Raw genomic sequence first — 17,706 nt, 5'->3', positions numbered from 1 at the left:
CCGGACACCGCAGAGCTGGGGACACGTGAGGGTGAGCAACGACCTGTGCGGAGCATCCGGACATCGCGATGAGTGGATGCTCGGGTCTGGACCGCCCGGACGTGGTGGAAGAACCGCCGCCAGCGGCGGGCTGGCCTCAGGACGGCACGACGATCGGGCGTGAGAGCTGGTCGACGGCAGCGCGGAACACCCACGGGGCGCGGCGGGCGGCGGGCACGAGCATGCGGCGGACCGGTCCGTAGGCCGTCGAGCCGACGAGGGCGCGGGTGAGCAGCTCGTGGCGCAGGGCGAGGCGCCGGGCGACGCGGTCGTAGTCGTGGGTGCGTCCGCCGACGATGCAGCTCACGGCCGCGCGCGCCTGGGCGAGGCCGAGGGCGATGCCCTCGCCGGTGAGGGCGTCGACGTAGCCGCCGGCGTCGCCCGCGAGCAGCACCCGCCCCGCAGCGCGGGTGCGCGCGGACTGGCGCAGCGGACCGGCACCGAGGACCTTGCTGCGACGACCGGTGAGGCGCTCTCGCAGTGCCGGGAAGTCCTCGAGCACGTCGTCGAAGCGGGCGCCCCGGCCGACGAGGACGGCCACGCCGACGAGGTCGTCGGCGACGGGCGTGAGGTAGACCTCGGCCCGCTCGGACCAGTGCACCTCGACGAACGACGTCCACGGCTCCTGCTCGACGTGGCAGCGGAAGCCGAACCGGGGGCGGGCGGTGCCGGGGGAGTCGAGCCCGAGCATCCGGCGCACGGGTGAGTGCAGGCCGTCGGCGGCCAGCAGGTGGCGTGCCGGCTCCCCGTCGACCACGACGTGGTCGTCGTCCTGGCGCACGTCGCCGACCGCGCGCTGCTCGACCGGCACGCCCGCCTCGGCGAGACGCTCGGCCAGCGCGGTGTGCAGGACCGTGCGGCGCACGCCGCGCCCGGGGCCGTGGGAGAAGGGTGCCGTGGCGGGGCGGCCCGGCGTGGCCGAGAGGTAGCGGATGCCGGAGAGCTCGCGGCCGTGCGGGTGGATCCCGAGCGTGGCCAGCTCGGCGACGGCGCCGGGCATCAGCCCCTCGCCGCACGCCTTGTCGATCGGGCCCGTGCGCGGCTCGCGCACGACGACGTCGAGCCCGAGGCGGTGGGCGTGCAGGGCTGCGGCCATGCCGACGGGCCCGCCGCCGGCGACGACGAGGTCACGCACGGGAGGCCTCCGCGGGTGCGGGCGGCAGCGTCGCCAGCGCGGCCTCCTCCGTCCGGATGCGTACGGCGAGGAGCCCGGCGTTGAGGACGGTGAAGACGACAGCGGTGATCCACGCGGCGTGCACCAGCGGCAGGGCGAAGCCCTCGACGACGACGGCGACGTAGTTGGGGTGCGACAGCAGGCGGTAGGGGCCCGAGCGCACCGGCGCGAGGCCGGGCACGACGATGACGCGGGTGTTCCAGCGCCGTCCGAGGGTGGCGATGCACCACCACCGCAGCGCCTGCGAGGCGACGACCAGCGCGAGCATCGACCAGGCGAGCGCCGAGGGCACGTCGGGCCGCCGCAGCCACGCCTCGGCCAGAGCCCCGACCAGCAGACCGGTGTGGAGCACGACCATGAAGGGGAAGTGCCCCTGGCCGCTCTCGACGCCGCCGCGCTCCCGGCTCCAGGCGGCGTTGCGCACCGACACGACCAGCTCGGCGACCCGCTCGACCCCGACGAGCAGGACCAGCACGGTGAAGGCGAGGAGGGTCGTCACGACGCCGCCCGCAGCAGCACGAGCTCGGAGCAGAAGCCCGGTCCCATCGCCAGCAGCATCCCGTGGGTGCCCGGCGCGGGCGGGCGCTCGCGCAGGGTGTCCTCCAGGACGTGCAGCACCGAGACCGACGACAGGTTGCCCACGCGCGCCAGCGAGTCCCAGGTCAGCTGCACCGCCTCGCGTGGCACCTCGAGGGCCTCCTCCAGCGCCTCGATGACCTTGGGTCCGCCGGGGTGGCAGACCCACCACCCGATGTCGTCGCGGGTCAGGCCGTGCCCGGCCAGGAAGCGGTCGACGTCCTCGCGCAGGAACCGGCCGACGAGGTGCGGGACCTCGGCGTCGAGCACGATCCGGAGGCCGGTGGAGGCGACGTCGAAGCCCATCGTGCGCTCGCTGTCGGGGTAGAGCCGGCTGACCGAGTCGAGCACCCGGACCGGGCCCTCGCGCCCGGCGTCGCCGGTGGCCACCACGGCCGACGCGCCGTCGCCGAACAGCCCGCTCGCGACGAGGTTGGGCACCGAGGTGTCGTCGAGCTGCAGGGTGAGCGAGCAGAGCTCGACCGCGACCAGCACGGCGGTGTGGCCCGGGTGGCCGAGCAGGTAGTCGTGCACGCGCGCGAGCCCGGCCGCGCCGGCCACGCACCCGAGCCCGACCAGCGGCATGCGGCGCACGTCCTCGCGCAGCCCCACGAGCCCGGCGATGCGGGCGTCGAGGGACGGCACGGCGAGGCCGGTGACGGTGGCGGTGACGACCAGGTCGACGTCGGAGGGGGTCAGGTCGGCCGCCTTGAGCGCGTCGACGAGCGCCCGGGCCCCGAGCTCGACGGCGTGCTCGATGAACAGGTCGTTGGCGCGACCGAAGTCGCCGAGCGCGGCGTAGTCGGCCAGCGGCAGCACGAGGTGGCGGCGCTCGACCCCGGCGTTGCGGTGGAAGCGGCGCAGCAGCGCGTGGTCGAGGCGGTCCTGGGAGATGACCTGCGCGAACGCCTCGGTGATCTCGGACTGGGGATGGGCGTGGGGCGGCAGCGCCGCCCGGGCGGAGAGGATGTGCACGTCGGTCACCTCGTGGCTGTCGGGGTCGGGGGAGGGGCAGCGGGTCGGGAGCGGCCCGGGAGCAGCGAGCGCGCCAGGCCGCCGGCGAGCCGGGGGTCGATGCGGCCGTCGCCGAGGCCGATCTCGACGAGCGTGTCGAAGACGCGGCGGTCGCGGGCGGCGGCGCGGATGCCGGCGTCGACGACCCGCGGCGAGCGCGCCAGCCGCGACGCGGTCCAGGTGTGGCGCAGGTGCGTGCCGAGGAGACGGCGTACGTCGTCGCGGTGCCGCGCGCCGGCGTCCTCGGGTCGTCCGGCGGCCAGGCAGCGCGCGGCGGTCCGGCCGGCGGCGATGCCCGTGGCCACGGCGTAGTAGATGCCCTCGCCGGTCATCGGGTTGACGAGGCCGGCGGCGTCGCCGGCCAGCAGGACGGCGCCGTCGGGCTGGTCCCAGCGCCACCCGCTCAGCGGGAGGTGGTGGCCGCGCCAGTCCGACCCGGTGCTCGCGGCCCCCGGCAGCAACAGCTCGAGCTGCTCCAGCAGCAGCTTCCGGCTCGGGGTGAGGTCGTGGTCGCGCTCGCCCGGGAGCAGCTCGCCGTAGCCGACGTTGGCCAGCCCGTCGCCCCGGTCGAAGGCCCAGGCGTAGGAGGGCTGGCGGCGGTCGCCGTAGCGGATCACCTGCCGGCCGGCGATCTCCGGCGTCGTGGGGGCGTAGCCGCGGATCGCGATCGCGCGGGTGCGTCGCGTGGTGCCCAGGAGCGTGGTGCGCACGACCGAGTGGGCACCGTCGGCGCCGACGACGACCCGGCCGCTGATCTCGGCGGAGACGACCGGGTCGCCCGGACCGGGGTCGATCGAGGTGGCCCGGTGGCGGCGGAGCACCGCGCCGGCGGCGACGGCGCGCTCGACCAGGCGCGCGTCGAGGACCCGGCGCGGCACGACGTGCACCTCGCGCCGCATCTCGCCGGAGACCTCGACGGAGCCGTGCGAGAGCGTCAGGTGGCGCAGCGGCGTCCAGTCGTCGATGACGTCGCCGGCGCCGACCCCGGCCAGCGCGTCGAGGACGTGCGGGGCGATGCCGTCGCCGCAGGACTTGTCGCGGGGGAAGTCGGCCCGGTCGAGCAGCAGCACCCGCAGGCCGGGTCGCTCGGCCAGCGCGCCGAGCGCGGCGGAGGCACCCGCCGGGCCGGCGCCCACGACGACCAGGTCCCAGTGCTCGGTGGCGTGCGCGGCGGTCATCGGCCCACCACCAGCAGCGCGGCGTCGACCAGCGCGATGCCGACCGCGGCGACGAACGGACGCCGGCCCGCGGCCGTCACGACGGCGACCGCGAGGCCGAGGACGGCCAGGGCCGCCACCGCCGTCACGGCCGGCGCCGGTGCCGCGCCGAGGAGCGCCGCGGCGCTCGCGGCCACCAGCACGGCGGCGGCCACCGGCGCGATGCGGCGTCGCCCGAGGACGTGCGGGAGGCCTCGTACGCCGGTGGCGGCGTCGTCGTCGAGGTCGGGCAGCACGTTGAGCAGGTGGGCGCCGACGCCCAGCAGGGCGCCGCACACGGGCCACCACCACGGCGCCCGGTCGCCGTCGGCCAGCGCGACGAAGACGGTGAGCCCCCCGAAGGCGACGGCGTAGGGCAGCCAGGACAGCACGGTGGCCTTGAGGCCGAGGTTGTAGGCCCAGCCCGCGGCCACGCAGACCAGGTGGACCAGCCCGGCAGCGGTGCCGCAGGCCAGCGACAGCGCGACGCACGCCAACACCGCGGCGCCGCAGCAGCCCCGCACCAGGGTCGGCGACACCGCTCCCGTGGCGAGCGGCTTGTCCGCGCGCCCGGTCGTGCGGTCCCGGCCGAGGTCGACCAGGTCGTTGCTCCAGCCGATCGAGAGCTGGCCGGCGAGCACGGCCGCCACGAGCAGCACCGTACGGCCGGGGTCGAGCCCCTGCGCCAGTGCGAGCAGCGCCGCCAGGACGGTGACGGCCACGGCGGGTCCGGCGTGGGCGGCCGCGACGAGGCCGCGCGCGGCTGCGGTGCCACCGGGACGGTGGCCCTGGGACAGCTCGGCGGTCATCCGGCCCTCCTCGGGCTCCCTCGTCCGGGACCCGGTCGGGCTCCCTGGTGCGACGGTACCCACCCGGTCGAGGACCAGTCGCGGTCCGCGCTCCCGGAGCGTGCCGTCAGGCCGCCGGCGCGGGCTCGGACAGCGAGTCGCGCAGCCGGCTGAGCAGCCGGGTGAGGATGCGCGAGACCTGGGTCTGGGTGACGCCCGCGAGCTCGGCGATCTCCTGCTGCGTGCGCTCGTCGACGAAGCGCCAGTGCAGGATCCGCTGGTCGCGCTCGGAGAGCTGGCCGACGAGGGTGCCGAGGACGACCCGCGCCTCGACCGACGCCAGGCCGGGGTCCTCCCAGCCGAGCAGGTCGCCGAGCGTGCTGGTGCCGTCGTCGCCGCCGACCGCCACCTCGAGCGAGGTGGGACGGAAGCAGTCCTCAGCGGCGAGCGCCTCGACGACGTCCTCGAGCCGAGCGGCGAGGTGGTCGGCCAGCTCGGTGGCGAGCGGGGCCCGGCCCAGGCGGGCGTGCAGCACGTGCTGTTCGCGGCCGATCCGCGCCTGGAGCTCCTGGATGCGCCGGGGCACCCGGATCATCCAGCCGGAGTCGCGGAAGTGACGGCGCAGCTCGCCACGCATCGTCGGCACCGCGAAGACGAGGAAGTCGTGCCCCGACTCGGGGTCGAAGCGCTGCGCTGCCTTGGTCAGGCCCATCAGCGCGACCTGGCGCAGGTCGTCCAGGTCGATGCCGCGGTTGCGGTAGCCGGAGGCGAGGGCTCGGGCGACCGGCACGTTGACCTCGATCAGCTCGTGGACGAGCTGCTGCCGCTCCGCGTCCGTCGAGGCGGCGCGCAACCGCTCCACGACGTGCTCGGTACGACCTGTCCGCGACGTCGTCGTGCCCGCAGCGGACGGGTCGTCGGAGGCGCCGGGGCGCTGCGGGAGGACGGTGATCGTGGCCACGGCTTCTCCTGGGAGGGACGGCGGGAAGTGGTCGGGACCCTCTCGGGTCCCGCACGCACCATCCTTGGAGACGAGGACAGGGTGGAACAGCCGAAAAACGAAAACCTTGGACAAACCTTGGACGAAGTTGTCCAGGGTCAGCCGTCCACCCCGTCGTCCACCCCGTCGTCGAGGGGGAGCCAGACGCGCACCTCGGTGCCCTCGCCGACCCGGGAGTCGATGCTCACGTTCCCGCCGTGCAGCTCGACCGTGCTCCGCACGACCGACAGGCCGAGCCCCGTGCCCTGGATCGCGCGCTCGACGGCCAGCGGGGAGCGGTGGAACCGGTCGAACACGAGGGGCAGGTCGGCCTCGGGGATCCCGATCCCGGTGTCGCGGACGGTGAGCACGACACCCGCGTCCTGCTGCCGCAGCGTGACGGTGACGCCCGACCCGTCCGCGGAGAACTTGAGGGCGTTGGAGAGGAGGTTGAACACCACCCGCTCCAGCGCGTCCGGGTTGCCCGGGATCCTCGGCAGGTGCTCGTCGCCGTCGACGACCAGGTCGATGCCGCGCCGGCGGGCGAGCGGCACCACGCCCGCCCGTACGTCGTCGAGCACCGCCAGCAGGTCCACGGTGCCGGGCGGCAGCGACAGGTCCCCGGCGTCCGCCCGGGAGAGCGAGAGGAGGTCCTCGATGAGGTTGAGCAGCCGGTCGGCGTTGCGGCTGACGACCGAGACCATCCGCTCCTGGTCCTCGGAGAGCTCGCTGACCTCGGGGTCGAGGAGCAGCTGGGCGTAGCCGCTGATGCTGGTCACGGGCGTGCGCAGCTCGTGGGAGACCGTGGAGACGAATTCCGTCTTCACCTGGTCCACCGCCCGCAGCCGCTCCAGCGCCTCGGTCTGGTGGGCGTGGGTCTCGGCCTGCATCAGGGCGATGCCGAGGGCGTCGGCGACACCCTCCACCACCGCGAGCTGGCGCGCCGACCACGGTGCCGCGTGGGTGGTCGCGTGCAGGACCAGCCAGCCGATGAGCCGGTCACCGATCCGCATCGGCGTGCCGAGGTAGGACAGCGCTCCCAGGGCGTCGACGACCTGTCCGGCGCCCTCGGAGGAGAGCCGTGGGTCCGCGAGCACGTCGTCGACGACCAGGGTCGTGTGCTCGTCGGCGGCCGCCAGGGACAGCCGGGCCAGCTCGGGGGGCAGCGTGGTGCCCGAGGTCACCGGGGGGACGTCGGGGGCGGACCACTGCTCGGCGATCCGGCCGATCCCGGAGCCGTCGGCGAAGCGCACCAGGCAGCGGTCGGCCTCGACGGCCGCACCCACCGAGGTGACCGCGCGCCGCATGATCCCCTGGGGGTCGAGGTCGCGCCGCAGGTCGAGCGAGAGCTGGTGCACCAGCTGCTGGTCCTCGAGGTGCTGCCGCAGCTGGCCCTGGGCGTGGCGCAGCTCCTGGACGGTCTCGTAGAGCTGCGAGGTCGACCTCTCGCCGACCTCCTCGGCCATGCGTCTGGCGCGCCGCTCGCGCTCCAGCTGTCGCTGCAGGAGGGCGATCTCGGCGCTCGGGTCAGCGACCGACTTCAGCACGGTCGTCACGGTCGCGGAAGGTGCAGTCCAGCACGCAGGCGTCGGCGCCGGTGAGCACGCACTCCTCCTGGACGATCTCGACGCTCTGCCCGAAGTGGGTGGCCGCCCCGGCGACCATCCCCTCGGCCATGCCGCACAGCTGCCGCTCGGACCGGTAGACCATGCGGAGCCGGTCGTCACCGATCACGGTGAAGTCGAACTCGGGCGGCCGCGCGCAGGCGTGGAGCTTGCGCACCTGCGGGTGGATGACGTCGTTGAGCGTGAGCAGGAAGTCGCGCGTGGTGGTGTGCGGGGTGAAGAACGCCGGGAACTTCTCCGCCAGGCTCAGCAGGGCGCCGTGCCCGAAGTCGCGGACCGCGTCGGCCTCGGTGCAGTCGAGCGCGCGGGCGCGGGCGCCGACGAGCGAGACGAGCTCGGTGGTGGGGTAGTCGCCGATGGCGCTGTAGCCGCCGTCGACCTCCGCGGACTCGAGCAGGCCGTCCCAGGCGGCAGGTCCGCCCTCGTGCTCCACACGTTCCTCTAGCAGGTTGAAGATGATGCCCTTCACGTGTGGCCCTCCCGTCGACTCCCCGTACACCTGTCCACGGAAGCGTAGGTCGATCCGGGCGTCAGCACAGGCGAACGGGCAAGTCCGGGGCCGCGGCGGGCCCGACGTGACTCAGGCCGCCGGGCGCAGGGCGGGCGGCAGGCCGTCCGTCGAGGCGGCGGGGGCGGTCCACGGCTCCTCCGGGAGCTGCTCGACCTGCTGCCGGCACCACGCCGAGACCGAGCGGGTGCCGTCGAGGACGTCGCGGCGGAACTCCTCCCACGGCACCCACACCGACTCGGCCACCTCGTCGGGGTCGAGGCGCACCTCGTCGTCGGGTGCGATGCGGGCGACGAGGACCGGGCACATCTCGTTCTCCACGACGCCGTCCTGCTCGGCGCGGTAGCGGAACGCCGGCAGCAGCAGCCGCAGCCCCTCGACCTCGCAGCCGAGCTCGGAGCGCACGCGCCGGTGGACGGCCGGCTCCAGCTGCTCGCCGGGGGCGGGGTGGCCGCAGCACGCGTTGGTCCAGATGCCCGGGAAGGTGCGCTTGTGCAGCGCCCGGCGGGTCACCAGCACGCGGCCGGCGTCGTCGAAGAGGTAGCACGAGAAGGCGAGGTGCAGGGGCGTGTCGGCGTGGTGCACCGTCGCCTTGTCGTGGGTGCCCACGGCGCGGCCCGCCTCGTCGAGCAGCACGACCTGCTCGACGGGCTCGGGGCTGGGCTCGGGGCTGGGGTCGGGGGTGGTGGGAGCGGTGGTCACGGGACACCTCGTTCGGTCGACGGGCTGGACGGTACGACGGGGGGTGCGGCGGGTGGGCTCGAGCGCGAGGCCAGCGCGGACGTGGCGAAGGCGCCCGCGACGACACCGGCGACGGCCACGGCCCAGCCCGCCAGGACGTCGACGACGTAGTGCTCGCCGGTCTGGACGAGCACCGCCGCCATCGCCAGGGCATAGGCCAGGAGGGCGGCGCGGGCCCAGCGCGACACCGAGGGCCACGCGAACAGGGCGACGAGGAGCGCGGCCGCGGCGTGGAGGGACGGCATCGCGGCCACCGGGTTGCTGTCGCCCTGGCCGCCCTCGGTGAGGCGGGCCACGACGTCGAGGTGCAGCCACTCCCACCCGAGCGAGGAGGTGCGGTCGACGTCGCCGATGACCCCGTGCTCGGAGGCCAGCCACGGCGGCGCCGCCGGCCAGGCGACGTAGGTCACGGTGCCGACGAGGGTCATGGTCAGCACCGCCACGATCCAGCCGCGGAAGCGCTCGCGCCACCGGAACCAGGCCACGGCGGTCAGCAGGGGGATGGCGACGAAGTGGGTGAGGTAGACGACGGCGCCGACGGCGTCGTACCAGTGGGCCGTGCCGGTGCCGAGGCGCGCCTGGAGCCAGACGGTCGGGACGGTCCCGAACAGCGCCTCGTCGCCCCGCGCCGGGGCGGCGACGTGCAGCGGGGCACCGACGCGGTTGGTCGCGGCGCCGTCGCCGGTGCCCAGGGGGTCGCTGATCCACTGGGCGACCACGTAGGCCACCAGGATCACGCTCAGCGGCGACCAGGCGATGAGGAGCTGCGCGATGGGCCCGTGCCGGGTGGGCCGCTCGCCGACCGGGGCGGACGGCGACTCCCGCACCACGGCCGTCACCGGGCGCTCCGGTGGGCGAGCCGGTCGAGCACCGGCTGGGTGCGGAAGCGGTTGTAGCGCTGGATGGCGATGAACGGCAGGTTCACCAGCACGCCGTAGGCCACCAGCAGCGCGGCCGGGACCGGCGGGTTCCACAGCAGGAACAGCGGTGAGCAGGCCATCGCCCACCAGTGCGCGAGCTCCGCGCGGCGGGTCTCCTGCACGAAGACCCGGAGCCCCTCGGGGTCGCGGGCGGGCAGCTCGCGCTTGCTGATGCCGCCGTCGAACAGGGCACCCGCCTCGGGGACGCGGTCCTTCCACCGGTGGATGCGCAAGACCCGCCGGTAGACCCGGCCGCGCCGCTCGAACGACCGGGCACGCAGCCACCACCCGTCGCGCGCCAGCCGCTCCGCCGGGACCCGGTGGGCGGCGTAGCCGGTGGCGGCGTGGAAGACCCCCCACGCCGCGACGTCGACCAGCACGGTGAGCCACATCGGCATCACGTAGCGCAGCATCAGCCGGCCTCGTCCGGTGTGCGGCCGGCGCGCAGGTCGACCTCCCGGCCCCGCCACTGCACGGTGCGCCGTACGCCGGTGAGGAGCGCGGAGCGCGCGAAGACGAGGTCGAAGGCCAGCAGGGGCACCGGGAAGAGCACCCACGTCCACCAGCGGAACGTCCCGGCGAGCCGGAGCAGCGACCGCAGCTGCCACGCCAGCACGACCCACGCCGCCGGCCACAGCAGGGCGCTGCCGGCGACGAGGTCGCGCCCGGTGAGGGCGCCGGCCGCGGCCAGGAGCGTCCCCACCGCTGCCGCGTGGTGCGCGCACACCCAGAGCACCGTCGCCGCGGACGCCCGCGGTGCGGCCGCGGTGGCGCCGGAGGCCATGTTCTTCGTCCAGCCCGCCGCGAGCTGGCCCAGACCGGCGGGATAGCTGCGCATGGTGACCTCGTCGCCGCCGAGGGCACAGGTCACCGGCAGCGCGGCGCCGTCGTAGGCGCGGGCGAGGGCGACGTCGTCCAGCACGTCGCCGCGCACCGCCGCGTGGCCACCCGCGGCGAGGTAGTCGTCGCGGGTGGTGAGCAGGCACGGGCCGAAGGCCATCGGCCTGGTCGTGGCGCGCCCGGAGAACGCGTCGCTCGACATCAGGGCCACGACGTTGAAGTAGGCCGAGAGCTGCTCGTGCGGCTCCTCGACGCGGTGGTGGGGCTGAACCGAGACGAGGCCCCCGTGCGCGGCACGGAGCGCGAGCAGGCCAGCCAGCGCGTCGGGGGCGAGCAGGGTGTCGGCGTCGAGGAAGAGCAGCAGGTCGCCGGTCGCGGCACCGGCGCCGACGTGGCAGGCCCACGCCTTGCCCGTCCAGCCGGGCGGCGGCGTGCCGGCGGGGAGCACGCGAGCCCCGCCGTCGCGGGCCACGGCCGCCGTGCGGTCACCGGAGCCGTCGTCGACGACGACGACCTCGCGAACCGGCACCGTCGAGGCGTGCACGGCGCCGAGCAGGGCGGGCAGCGCGCGCTCCTCGTCGCGGGCGGGCACCACCACGGACACCGCGGGGCCGGTGGCCGGACCAGGGGTCGCCGCCGGGACCGTCAGCGGGCGCCTGAGCAGCAGCCACGGCACGGCCATCGCCCCGAGGAGCAGCGCGACCAGCAGCAGGTCACCCACGGAGGTCCGCCCGCAGCCGGGTGAGGAGCAGCGGCATCCCGCCCTCGGGGTGCACCGCCACCTGCGCCTCCGGGCGCGGGCGCCGCCACCCGGTGGGGAGCGTGACGCGGTGGGTGGCGAGCAGGCGGTCCAGCGCGACGGCCATCTCGCCGATCGCGAACTCGCGGCCGATGCACAGGCGCGGGCCCAGCCCGAAGGGCAGGTAGCCGGTGCGGCCCGCCCCGGGGTCGAGGAACCGCTCGGGGCGGAACGCCAGCGGCTCGGGCCAGAGGTCCTCGCGCCGGTGCACCACCCACGGGCTGATGATGGCCAGGGTGCCCTCCGGGACGGCCAGGTCGCCCAGGACGTCGGGCGCGGTCGAGCGGCGCGAGATCGCCCACGCCGGCGGGTAGAGCCGCAGGGCCTCGTCGATCACGGCCCGCGTCCACGGGAGCCGGTCGCGGTGGTCGAGCATCGAGACCGGGGCGGGCATCGCCGCGAGCTCGGCGCGGGCGCGCTCCTGGGCCTTGGGGTGCTCGGCGAGCAGCATCAGGGTCCAGGTGAGCGCGCCGGCGACGGTCTCGTGGCCGGCGATGACCATCGTGACGAGCTCGTCCCGGATCGCCGCGTCGTCCAGCCCGCTGTCGAGGAGCAGGCCGAGCAGGTCGTCGCCGTGGGCCGCCGAGCCACCCGCGCGACCGCGGGCCCGCCGGTCGGCGACGAGCTCGGCGGTGATCGCGTCGAGCCGGCGCCGGGTGATGCGCAGCCGCACGTTGGTGGGGGTCGGTGCCCACCGGGCGGTCGGCACCACCGACCGGCCCAGGCGCACGACCAGCTCGGCGGCGTCGCTCGTGGCGTCGAGCAGCCTCTGTGCGTGCCCGGACAGGTCGGCGGAGAACAGCGCCCGCCCCACGGCGTCCAGCCCGATGCGGTGGGTGAGCGCGGCGACGTCCACGAGCCGGGACGTGCCCGGGACGAGGTGGGGGACGCCTGCGGCGATCGCGCCGTCGGCGGCGGCGCGCACCTGGTCGCTGACCGCCTCCAGCCGCTGGTGGTGGAAGGCGGGCGCCGCCATGCGGCGGTGCTCGATCCAGCTCGGCTCGGCCGAGGCGAGCAGCCCCTGACCGGTGACGCGCGCCAGGGCGCCGTACTGGATCGTCTTCTTGCCCCAGCTGCGGGCCGAGACCTGCAGCACGTGGCGCACGTCGTCGGGGTGGTTGAGCAGCAGTGCCGGCGCGCCGGGGACCGGGAACGACACCCGGTCGCCGTAGTGCTCGCTGACCTGCCCCAGGAAGGTCAGCGGGTCACGGCGCACCGAGCGGAACGCGCGCGCCATGTCGCCCGGTGTCGGGCCGGGGACGCCCACGTCGGTGGGCTGCGTCGACTGCTCGATCGTCTGCTGCAGGGACTGCAGGCGGGTGGCGACGCTCATCCGGCGGCCTGCTCCCGGCCACGACCCAGCCAGGTCCAGGCCACGCACGACGCCAGCACCAGGCCGAAGCCGAACATCAGGTCCTCGACCGGCGCATAGAGGATCCGCCACGCCCCGAGCAGCACGACGCGGTCGTCGCCCAGGATGGTGGCGGGGTCGTACTGCACGATCCGCCGCCCGGTGAGCCAGCCGTTGGTGAGGAGCTGGAAGAACACGATGATCGCGTAGGCGCCCCACCACTGGCGGGTGCTGGTGATGCGGGTGCGCGCGACCCAGCGGTCGAGGACCACGGCCGCCACGACGCCGAGGACCGCGAGGGCGGTGTAGCTCACTGCCTGCCCCCTCGTGCCCGGACCGCCCCGACCGCCTCGTAGGTGAGCACGGACACCAGCGGGATCACCACGAAGAAGGCGATCTCCTCCAGGGGCAGGCCCGCGACGCGCGGGGGGAGCGTCTGGGCGGCGTCGAACCACCAGTGCCCGGCGTGCGTGGCGTAGAGGTCCCAGACGAGGAACGGCGTCCCGGCCAAGGCGATGGTCAGGAGCAGGCGGCGCGGCTGCCGCAGCACCGTGAGCCGGAACGCCGGCACCAGCGGGAGCGTGCCGGCCAGGCAGAACGCCAGCATGGCGAGGTAGGCGGCGTGGCTCATCCGCCCACCGGCAGCACGGAGCGGTCCCCCGTCAGCCTCTTGAGCACGAGCTCCGCGCTGATCAGGCACATCGGCAGGCCGACACCGGGCACGGTCGTGGACCCTGCGTAGAGCAGGCCGTCGACCTTCGCGGAGGTGTTGCCCGGGCGGAGGAAGGCGCTCTGGCGCAGCGTGTGCTCCAGGCCCAGCGCGCCGCCGCGCCACGAGTGGTAGCGGGTGGCGAAGTCCTCCGGGCCGACGGTGTGGCGCACGCGGATGCGCTCACGGAGGTCCGGGACGCCGGCCCACGACGCCACCTGGTCGATGGCCGCGTCGACGGCGCGCTCGACCACCGGCGAGCCGGCCCCCTGGTCGCCGCCGTGGCCGATGGACACGTCGGCCGGCACGGGCACCAGGACGAACAGGTTCTCGCATCCCTCCGGAGCCACGCTCGGGTCGGTCTCCGACGGCTTGCAGACGTAGACCGACGCCGGGTCGGGCACCTGCGGGCTGTCGCCGAAGATGTCGCCGAAGTTGCTCTTCCAGTCGGTGGTGAAGAACAGCGAGTGGTGCGGCAGCTGGGGGAGCGAGCCCTCGACGCCGAGCATCGCCAGCACCGCGCCGGGGCCGGGGGAGCGGCCCTGCCACACCGGCTCCGGGTGGGTCTGGAGGTCGGGGTCGAGCAGGGCGGTCTCGAGGTGGTGCAGGTCGGCGGCGCCGACCACGACGTCCGCCGGCAGCGTGGTCATCGTGCCGTCCGGGCCGACGTGCTCCACGGCGTCGACCGCGGCACGACCGCCGGCGCCCGGCCGGGTGCGGATGCGGGTCACCTCGGCGCCGAGGTGCAGGCGGGCGCCGTGCCGCTCGGCGAGCGCCGCGATGACCTCGATGAGGCGGGTGAAGCCGCCCATCGGGTAGAGCACCCGGTCGCCGAGGTCGAGGTGGCTCATCAGGTGGTACATGCTCGGCGCGCGGTCGGGGGCGGAGCCGAGGAACACCGCGGGGTAGCCGAGCACCTGGCGGATCCGGTGGTCCTCGAAGGCCGCCGCGGCGTGGCTCTCCAGCGACCGGGTGAGCAGCCGGCCGAGCAGCGGGGTGCGCCGCACGACGTCGGGGTGCAGGAAGGCCGAGGGGGAGTCGAAGTTGCTGTAGAGGAAGCGTCGCAGCGCCATGTCGTAGGTCGACGCGGCCGAGGCGAGGTAGGAGTCGAACCGCGGCCCCGAGCCGGGCTCGAGGCGCTCGAAGACCGACCGGTTGTGGGCGCGGTCGGGGCGGATGTCGACGGTCTCGGGCTCGCCCTCGAAGAACACGCGGTAGCTCGGGTCGAGGGTGACCAGATCGAGCTCGGCCTCGGTGGAGGTGCCGAGCAGCTCGAAGAAGTGGTCGAAGACCTCGGGCATGAGGTACCAGGACGCGCCGGTGTCGAAGCGGAAGCCGTCGCGCTCCACGCTGCCGACCCGGCCGCCGAGCTCGGTGTTCTTCTCGAGCAGGTCGACGCTGTGGCCCCGGGAGGCGAGCAGCGCGGCGGTGGCGAGCCCGGCGATGCCGCCGCCCACGACGACGACCCGCTGCGGGCCGGGGGCGGGGGCGGAGGAGCGCCGGGAGAGGGCGTCGGGCAGGCGGTACTTCACGAACGTCCTCCGTAGAACGCGCCGGCGGCGATGCGCAGCTTGACCGGAGCCGGCACGCGGACCCGCGCGCGGCGGATCTCCGGGGCCGGGGTCGCCCGCAGGCGGGCGGAGAGCTCGGCGAACGTGGCGTGGGCCGCGCACACCGCGCGACGGCTGCTGCCGGGCAGGCCCGGAAGCGCCTGCGCCGCGACGGCGAGGTCGTCGTCGATGTCGTCGAGGATCCGGTCGCGGTCGGCGTCGCAGAACTCCTCCACGACCAGGTCGGGGAAGTACGAGCGGTGCAGCAGGTCGTGGTCCTCGGCGAGGTCGCGCACGAAGTTGATCTTCTGGAAGGCGGCGCCGAGGCGGCGGGCCCCGGGCGTGAGGGCGTCGTAGGCCCTGGCCCGGTCGAGCGGGCCGTCGGGGGCGGCGACGAAGGCGCGCAGGCACATCAGCCCGACCACCTCGGCCGAGCCGTAGACGTAGCGCTCGAAGCTCTCCGGCGTGTGCCGCCGCTCGGTGAGGTCGGCGCGCATGGAGGCGAAGAACGGCTCGACCACGTCCATCGTGATGCCCACCTCCACGGCGGTGCGGGCGAAGGCGTGGACGACCGGGTTCGCGCTGTAGCCGACGGTGAGGGCGTGGCGCACGTCGTCCTCCAGCCAGGTGAGCATCTGCTCGCGGGCCTCGGTGCCGATCGCCGGGTCGGGGTTGTCCACGACCTCGTCGGCCACGCGCACGAGGGCGTAGACGTTGCGCACCTGCCCGCGCACGGGCTCGCCGAGCAGGCGGGAGGCGAGGCCGAAGGAGCTGCTGTACTCGCGGATCACGAGCGCGGAGCTGGCGTCGCAGACGACGTCGTAGAGGGTGCGGGGCTCGGCGCGCCGGACGAAGAGCGTCATGCCGCGACCTCCGTCCCGGTGAGCAGGAGCGCCGGGGCCGGCAGCAGGCCGTCGACGAGGGCGGGCTCGAGGCCGGCCTCCGCCAGCAGCCCGCGGGCCTCGGCGAGGTGGCGGTCGGCGAGCCCCTCCACGAAGGCCCGCGAGCCGCTCGCGGTGAGCAGCCGGCGCACCTCCTGCAGGTCGTCGTCGTCGAGGTCTCGCCCGAGGTGGGCGCCGACCTGCGCCCACTCGGCGGTGGTGGCGGCGTGCACCAGCAGGGGGGTCTGCTTGCGGGTGCGCAGGTCGTTGGTCGCGCTCTTGCCGGTGCGCGACGGGTCGCCGAAGACGCCGATGAGGTCGTCGACCAGCTGGAAGGAGATCCCGAGCAGCCGGCCCGCCTCGCCGAGCAGGTCGACGCGGCGGGCGTCGGCGCCGGCCAGCACCGCCCCGGCCTGGAGCGGCAGGCTGAAGGAGTACGCGCTGGTCTTCTGCTGCTCCATCACCAGGCTCTCGGCCAGGGTCGCGGGTCCGGCCAGGAGCGAGAGGCGCACGTCGGCGAGCTCACCGGCCGCCGTCGTGTGCAGCGCGGCGTCGAACAGGTCGAGCAGGCGGTGCACCTCGGTCGCGGGTGCCCCGCAGGTGGCGACGGCCCGGACGGCGGCGGCCAGCGCCAGGTCGCCGGCCAGGACGGCGGCGGTGCTGCCGTAGTGCACGGCGTCCTCGGCGGCCATGTCGCCGGCGAGGCCCTCGGCGCGGAACGTCCCGCTGACGTTGGGGCGTCCGCGCCGGACGTGGTCCCCGTCGATGACGTCGTCGTGCACCACGAAGGCGGTGTGGAGCAGCTCGACCGCCGCGCCGACCTCGGCAGCCGCCTCGGCGAGGGTGCCGCCCAGCGCGTCGTGGGTGGCCAGCACGAGCGCCGGCCGGAACCGCTTGCCGCCGTGGGTGGCGACCGTCAGGGCCTCCCAGAGGCGGGCGTGGTGGGCGTCGATCGCTGCCGCGCGCTCGCGACCGCTCTCGAGCAGGCGGTCGAGTGCCTCGTCTGCCGATGTGCGGGTCATCGGGTCCTCCCCTGTGGTGGTGGGGGCTAATCTACGCACACCGGGCAAGCCGGTCGACGCACGATGTGGAGGTTCGCATGTCAACGAGGCCTTCCCTGAGCATCGGAGACCTGGCCGCACGCACTGGAGTACCCGTTTCCACGATTCGTAGCTGGGAGGCCCGGCACGGCTTCCTCGCACCTTCTCACGACGCCGGGCGCCACCGCCGCTACGCGGAGGAGGACGTGGCCGCGGTCGAGGAGCTGCTGGCCCACCGCCGCTCGGGGCTGTCGCTCGAGGCGGCCGTGCAGCACGTGACGTCGGCGCCGACCGCGCCGCGCTCGGTCTTCGCCGAGGTCCGTCGCCACCACCCGGAGGTCGTGGCGCGCACCTACCGACGACCCACCCTGATCGCGTTGAGCCACGCGATCGAGGACGAGTGCTGCGCCCTCGCCGCGGCGCCGGCTCTCTTCGGTGGCTTCCAGCGGCGCGAGTACCTCGCCCGCTCGTGGGACCGCTGGTCCGAGCTCGCCCGGACGGCGCGCTCGACCGTGGTCTTCGCCCACGCCGACGCCGTCGTGCCCGGCCGGGACCCTGCGGTCACCGAGGTGGTCCTGCCCGACGACTCCGCGCTCAACCGCGAGTGGTTCGTGGTCTGCGACGCCGACGACCTGCCCGCCGTGCTCTGCGCCGTCGAGCTGCCGCACGAGCGTGGGACGGCGGCCCCGGGACGCCGCTTCGAGGCGGTGTGGTCGGTGGACCCGCGGGTGGTGCGCACCGCCAGCCGCGCCGCGGTGGCGATCGCCCGGCAGCACCGGCCGGACCTCGCCGCGCACCTCGCCCCCGGGGCCCTGGCCGACGACCCCCGGCGCGGGGCGGCACCGTCGGCGGACCTCCTGCGCGCTGCCGGTCTCTTCGACCGGATGCTCGCCTACCTCGAGCGGGGTGCCTGACGGTGACCGCCCCAGCGGGTGGAGGGGCGACTGGACGACCACGCCCCGGGGTAGCAACGAGA

The 17,706-nt window shown here is 75.2% G+C and carries 19 protein-coding genes; 1 reads left to right on the top strand and 18 read right to left on the bottom strand.

Features of this window, described 5'->3' with window-relative positions; all coding sequences use genetic code 11:
- Positions 1-136: 136 nt before the first annotated feature.
- The 18 genes from ACFFJG_RS15310 to ACFFJG_RS15225 all read right to left on the bottom strand — a co-directional run bounded on the left by ACFFJG_RS15310 (position 137) and on the right by ACFFJG_RS15225 (position 16,712).
- Complete coding sequence (locus ACFFJG_RS15310; protein WP_378519651.1) at positions 137-1,174, bottom strand: NAD(P)/FAD-dependent oxidoreductase; 1,038 nt, start codon at positions 1,172-1,174, stop codon at positions 137-139.
- On the bottom strand, positions 1,167-1,712 hold the full coding sequence (locus ACFFJG_RS15305) for an isoprenylcysteine carboxyl methyltransferase family protein (RefSeq protein WP_378519650.1): 546 nt from the start codon (positions 1,710-1,712) through the stop codon (positions 1,167-1,169). Before ACFFJG_RS15305 ends, ACFFJG_RS15310 begins: the two co-directional genes overlap by 8 nt.
- A complete protein-coding gene (locus ACFFJG_RS15300) occupies positions 1,709-2,764 on the bottom strand; it encodes a type III polyketide synthase (protein WP_378519649.1) in 1,056 nt (351 codons plus the stop codon). The genes ACFFJG_RS15305 and ACFFJG_RS15300 overlap by 4 nt, the downstream gene beginning before the upstream one ends.
- 5 nt (positions 2,765-2,769) lie before the next feature.
- Positions 2,770-3,981, bottom strand: a complete 1,212-nt coding sequence (locus tag ACFFJG_RS15295; RefSeq protein WP_378519648.1) for an NAD(P)/FAD-dependent oxidoreductase — start codon at positions 3,979-3,981, stop codon at positions 2,770-2,772.
- Positions 3,978-4,808: a UbiA family prenyltransferase gene (locus ACFFJG_RS15290; protein WP_378519647.1), complete on the bottom strand. Its 831-nt coding sequence runs from the start codon at positions 4,806-4,808 to the stop codon at positions 3,978-3,980. The genes ACFFJG_RS15295 and ACFFJG_RS15290 overlap by 4 nt, the downstream gene beginning before the upstream one ends.
- Before the next feature lie 106 nt (positions 4,809-4,914).
- Positions 4,915-5,748, bottom strand: coding sequence for a SigB/SigF/SigG family RNA polymerase sigma factor (locus ACFFJG_RS15285; protein WP_378519646.1), 834 nt, complete (start codon positions 5,746-5,748; stop codon positions 4,915-4,917).
- Positions 5,749-5,885: 137 nt separating this feature from the next.
- Positions 5,886-7,322 carry a sensor histidine kinase gene (locus ACFFJG_RS15280; protein ID WP_378519645.1) on the bottom strand — a complete coding sequence of 479 codons (1,437 nt, stop codon included), beginning with the start codon at positions 7,320-7,322 and terminating at the stop codon, positions 5,886-5,888.
- The gene (locus tag ACFFJG_RS15275) at positions 7,294-7,860 is read right to left on the bottom strand and encodes a heme NO-binding domain-containing protein (protein ID WP_378519644.1); all 567 of its coding nucleotides are present in this window, start codon (positions 7,858-7,860) and stop codon (positions 7,294-7,296) included. The genes ACFFJG_RS15280 and ACFFJG_RS15275 overlap by 29 nt, the downstream gene beginning before the upstream one ends.
- A gap of 111 nt (positions 7,861-7,971) precedes the next feature.
- On the bottom strand, positions 7,972-8,601 hold the full coding sequence (gene idi, locus ACFFJG_RS15270; protein ID WP_378519643.1) for an isopentenyl-diphosphate Delta-isomerase: 630 nt from the start codon (positions 8,599-8,601) through the stop codon (positions 7,972-7,974).
- The gene (locus tag ACFFJG_RS15265; protein WP_378519642.1) at positions 8,598-9,479 is read right to left on the bottom strand and encodes a phosphatase PAP2 family protein; all 882 of its coding nucleotides are present in this window, start codon (positions 9,477-9,479) and stop codon (positions 8,598-8,600) included. Before ACFFJG_RS15265 ends, idi begins: the two co-directional genes overlap by 4 nt.
- Positions 9,476-9,973: a glycosyl-4,4'-diaponeurosporenoate acyltransferase CrtO family protein gene (locus tag ACFFJG_RS15260; RefSeq protein WP_378519641.1), complete on the bottom strand. Its 498-nt coding sequence runs from the start codon at positions 9,971-9,973 to the stop codon at positions 9,476-9,478. The genes ACFFJG_RS15265 and ACFFJG_RS15260 overlap by 4 nt, the downstream gene beginning before the upstream one ends.
- Positions 9,973-11,121 carry a glycosyltransferase family 2 protein gene (locus ACFFJG_RS15255; RefSeq protein ID WP_378519640.1) on the bottom strand — a complete coding sequence of 383 codons (1,149 nt, stop codon included), beginning with the start codon at positions 11,119-11,121 and terminating at the stop codon, positions 9,973-9,975. The genes ACFFJG_RS15260 and ACFFJG_RS15255 overlap by 1 nt, the downstream gene beginning before the upstream one ends.
- Entirely contained in the window at positions 11,114-12,532 is a 1,419-nt protein-coding gene (locus ACFFJG_RS15250) for a cytochrome P450 (protein WP_378519639.1), read from the bottom strand. The genes ACFFJG_RS15255 and ACFFJG_RS15250 overlap by 8 nt, the downstream gene beginning before the upstream one ends.
- The gene (locus ACFFJG_RS15245) at positions 12,529-12,864 is read right to left on the bottom strand and encodes a lycopene cyclase domain-containing protein (RefSeq protein WP_378519638.1); all 336 of its coding nucleotides are present in this window, start codon (positions 12,862-12,864) and stop codon (positions 12,529-12,531) included. Before ACFFJG_RS15245 ends, ACFFJG_RS15250 begins: the two co-directional genes overlap by 4 nt.
- On the bottom strand, positions 12,861-13,181 hold the full coding sequence (locus tag ACFFJG_RS15240; RefSeq protein WP_378519637.1) for a lycopene cyclase domain-containing protein: 321 nt from the start codon (positions 13,179-13,181) through the stop codon (positions 12,861-12,863). Before ACFFJG_RS15240 ends, ACFFJG_RS15245 begins: the two co-directional genes overlap by 4 nt.
- Entirely contained in the window at positions 13,178-14,791 is a 1,614-nt protein-coding gene (gene crtI / locus ACFFJG_RS15235; protein ID WP_378519636.1) for a phytoene desaturase family protein, read from the bottom strand. The genes ACFFJG_RS15240 and crtI overlap by 4 nt, the downstream gene beginning before the upstream one ends.
- A complete protein-coding gene (locus tag ACFFJG_RS15230; protein ID WP_378519635.1) occupies positions 14,788-15,672 on the bottom strand; it encodes a phytoene/squalene synthase family protein in 885 nt (294 codons plus the stop codon). The genes crtI and ACFFJG_RS15230 overlap by 4 nt, the downstream gene beginning before the upstream one ends.
- Entirely contained in the window at positions 15,669-16,712 is a 1,044-nt protein-coding gene (locus ACFFJG_RS15225; protein WP_378519634.1) for a polyprenyl synthetase family protein, read from the bottom strand. Before ACFFJG_RS15225 ends, ACFFJG_RS15230 begins: the two co-directional genes overlap by 4 nt.
- Here ACFFJG_RS15225 and ACFFJG_RS15220 point away from each other — a divergent pair.
- On the top strand, positions 16,700-17,644 hold the full coding sequence (locus ACFFJG_RS15220; RefSeq protein WP_378519633.1) for a DICT sensory domain-containing protein: 945 nt from the start codon (positions 16,700-16,702) through the stop codon (positions 17,642-17,644). The two genes, ACFFJG_RS15225 and ACFFJG_RS15220, sit on opposite strands and share 13 nt — an antisense overlap.
- Positions 17,645-17,706 lie beyond the last annotated feature (62 nt).

This window comes from Nocardioides zeicaulis, from assembly GCF_042432345.1.
Classification (GTDB): domain Bacteria; phylum Actinomycetota; class Actinomycetes; order Propionibacteriales; family Nocardioidaceae; genus Nocardioides; species Nocardioides zeicaulis.
Note: the sequence above shows the minus strand (reverse complement) of the source record. Positions and strands in the feature narration are given on the sequence as shown.